This is a genomic window from Methanobrevibacter sp. (assembly GCF_017468685.1).
Classification (GTDB): Archaea; Methanobacteriota; Methanobacteria; order Methanobacteriales; family Methanobacteriaceae; genus Methanocatella.
The window spans coordinates 1-2,930 of sequence record NZ_JAFUHT010000038.1 but is presented as its reverse complement, the minus strand read 5'-3'; the positions used below and the strand labels follow the sequence as shown (position 1 = coordinate 2,930).

3 protein-coding genes and 1 pseudogene are annotated in these 2,930 nt (G+C 37.4%); all 4 read left to right on the top strand.

The window, feature by feature from the left end; genetic code table 11:
• A pseudogene (locus IJ258_RS05545) lies at positions 1 to 86 on the top strand (methyl-coenzyme M reductase I operon protein C); the annotation flags it as partial.
• 2 nt (positions 87 to 88) lie between these two features.
• Complete coding sequence (mcrG, locus tag IJ258_RS05540; protein ID WP_292804134.1) at positions 89 to 847, top strand: coenzyme-B sulfoethylthiotransferase subunit gamma; 759 nt, start codon at positions 89 to 91, stop codon at positions 845 to 847.
• Between the two features lie 5 nt (positions 848 to 852).
• Positions 853 to 2,508 carry a coenzyme-B sulfoethylthiotransferase subunit alpha gene (gene mcrA, locus IJ258_RS05535; RefSeq protein ID WP_292804132.1) on the top strand — a complete coding sequence of 552 codons (1,656 nt, stop codon included), beginning with the start codon at positions 853 to 855 and terminating at the stop codon, positions 2,506 to 2,508.
• A gap of 300 nt (positions 2,509 to 2,808) precedes the next feature.
• Positions 2,809 to 2,930: tetrahydromethanopterin S-methyltransferase subunit E (locus IJ258_RS05530; protein ID WP_292804136.1), on the top strand; the 122-nt coding region annotated here is incomplete at its 3' end.

The window sequence follows — 2,930 nt, the reverse complement described above, 5'->3', positions numbered from 1 at the left end:
CAGGAGTTATCCGTGGTGAAACAATCTCACAAGAAAAATTAGATGAAATTATTAGAAAAGTTAAATTAGCATTAGGAGATGCATAATTATGGCACAAATTTATCCAGGTACTTCTCAGGTTGCTCAAAATAGAAGAAACTTTTGTGACCCTGAATATGAGTTAGAAAAGTTAAGAGAAATCTCTGATGAAGACGTAGTAAAAATATTAGGTCACAGAGCTCCAGGTGAAGAATACAAATCTGTTCACCCACCATTAGATGAAATGGATGAGCCTGACGACATTGTAAGAGAATTAGTAACCCCTATTGATGGTGCAAAAGCAGGGGACAGAATTAGATACATTCAATTCGTAGATTCCATGTACTTCGCTCCAGCTCAACCTTACTTAAGAGCAAGATCTTACTTATGCAGATGGAGAGGAATTGATACCGGTACATTATCCGGAAGACAAGTAATCGAAGCAAGAGAAAGAGATATCGAAAGATTATCCAAAATCTTATTAGAAACCGAATACTTCGATACTGCAAGAACTGGTATTAGAGGTGCTGGTGTACACGGTCACTCATTAAGATTAGACGAAAACGGTTTAATGTTTGATATGTTAAGAAGACAAGTATTCAACAAAGAAACCGGTAAAGTTGAAATGGTAAGAGACCAAATTGGTGTTGACTTAGACGAACCTGTAGTCTTAGGTGAACCATTAGACGAAGAAACATTAAAAGCAAAAACCACTATTTACAGAATAGATGGTGAAGCATACAAAGATGATACAGAAGCTGTTGAAGTATTACACAATATTCACGTTTCCAGATCCTTTGGTGCATTTGATCCAAACGCAGGATGGTAATTAATATGGCTGATAAAAAATTCATAGATGCAATGAAACAAAAATTCAGTGAAGACCCAACTGAAAAAACAACCCAGTTCTACAACATGGGTGGTTGGACTCAATCTGAAAGAAAAACTGCATTTGTAAATGAAGGTAAAGAAATCGCTGAAAAAAGAGGAATCCCAATGTACAACCCAGACATTGGTACTCCTTTAGGTCAAAGAGCTTTAATGTCCTACAAATTATCTACTACTGATACTTATGTAGAAGGTGACGATTTACACTTTATTAACAACGCAGCTATCCAACAAGCTTGGGATGACATTAGAAGAACTGTAATTGTAGGTTTAAACACTGCTCACAACGTTCTTGAAAAAAGATTAGGTATTGAAGTAACTCCTGAAACTATTACTAATTACTTAGAAACTGTAAACCACGCTATGCCTGGTGCAGCAGTAGTTCAAGAACACATGGTAGAAACTGACCCATTAGTAGTACAAGATTCCTACGTAAAAGTTTTCACTGGTGACGATGAATTAGCAGATGAAATCGACTCTGCATTCGTATTAGACATCAACAAAGAGTTCCCTGAAGAACAAGCTGAAGCTTTAAAAGCTGAAGTAGGCGGAGCTGTATGGCAAGCTGTAAGAATTCCATCTATTGTAGGAAGAGTTTGTGATGGTGGTACTACTTCCAGATGGTCTGCTATGCAAATTGGTATGTCCATGATTTCTGCATACAACCAATGTGCTGGTGAAGGAGCTACTGGTGACTTCGCATACGCATCCAAACACGCAGAAGTTATCCACATGGGTACTTACTTACCTGTAAGAAGAGCAAGAGCAGAAAACGAACTTGGTGGAGTTCCATTCGGATTTATGGCAGATATTTGTCAAGCTTCCAGAGTACATGCTGACGACCCTGTAGCAACTTCCTTAGAAGTAGTAGCTTTAGGTGCAGCATTATACGACCAAATCTGGTTAGGTTCTTACATGTCTGGTGGTGTAGGTTTCACTCAATATGCAACTGCTGCATACACTGACGATGTATTAGATGACTTTACCTACTACGGTAAAGATTACGTAGAAGACAAATACGGTGAATTATGTGCTGCACCTAATAACATGGATACTGTTTTAGATGTTGGTACTGAAGTAGCATTCTATGCATTAGACCAATACGAAGAGTACCCAGCTTTACTTGAAACCCACTTCGGTGGATCTCAAAGAGCTTCCGTTATTTCCGCAGCTGCTGGTTGTTCCACTGCATTCGCTACTGGTAATGCACAAACTGGTTTAAGTGCATGGTACTTAGGTATGTACTTACACAAAGAACAACACTCCAGATTAGGATTCTACGGATACGATTTACAAGATCAATGTGGTGCTGCTAACGTATTCTCTATCAGAAACGATGAAGGTTTACCACTCGAAATGAGAGGACCAAACTATCCTAACTACGCAATGAACGTAGGTCACCAAGGTGAATACGCTGGTATCGCACAAGCTCCTCACGCAGCTCGTGGAGACGCTTGGGCTTTCAACCCATTAATCAAAATCGCATTTGCTGACAAAAACTTAGTATTCGACTTCAGTCAAGTACGTGCAGAATTTGCTAAAGGTGCATTAAGAGAGTTCGAACCTGCAGGTGAAAGAACTGTCATCACCCCAGCAAAATAGATAGATAAATAAACACATAGGTGGGTGATTTTTTCACTTACCTTATTTTTATAAATTCAAGTTTACTTGAAAAAATCCAAAACATTTATATTATCGACAATTAAATATATTAAATAAACAATAATTCATAGGATTTTTATGTGCTTTTGAGTGTTGTATGGAACAAAAATCAATTTAACTTGAAAATTCTAAAAACTTTAAAATTATTGTTGTTTTATGATTTTTGTATGGAACAAAAATCAACAAATTTCACGTTTATTAAATGATCAATTTAATAAAATAATATGGAGGAAAAAAATTATGGACCCTGTAACATTAGGTGTAGTTGCATTAATGGGTGCAGTTGCTACTATCGGAGGGGCTGCAGAGGACTTAGAATCTGATATCGGTTCTCAAAGTAACCCTAACTCACAAGTTCAACT

What these genes read in the sequence shown, in the direction of transcription:
- mcrA (WP_292804132.1), top strand. Translation starts at nt 853, where the DNA reads ATGGCTGATAAAAAATTCATAGATGCAATGAAACAAAAATTCAGTGAA.
- mcrG (WP_292804134.1), top strand. Translation starts at nt 89, where the DNA reads ATGGCACAAATTTATCCAGGTACTTCTCAGGTTGCTCAAAATAGAAGA.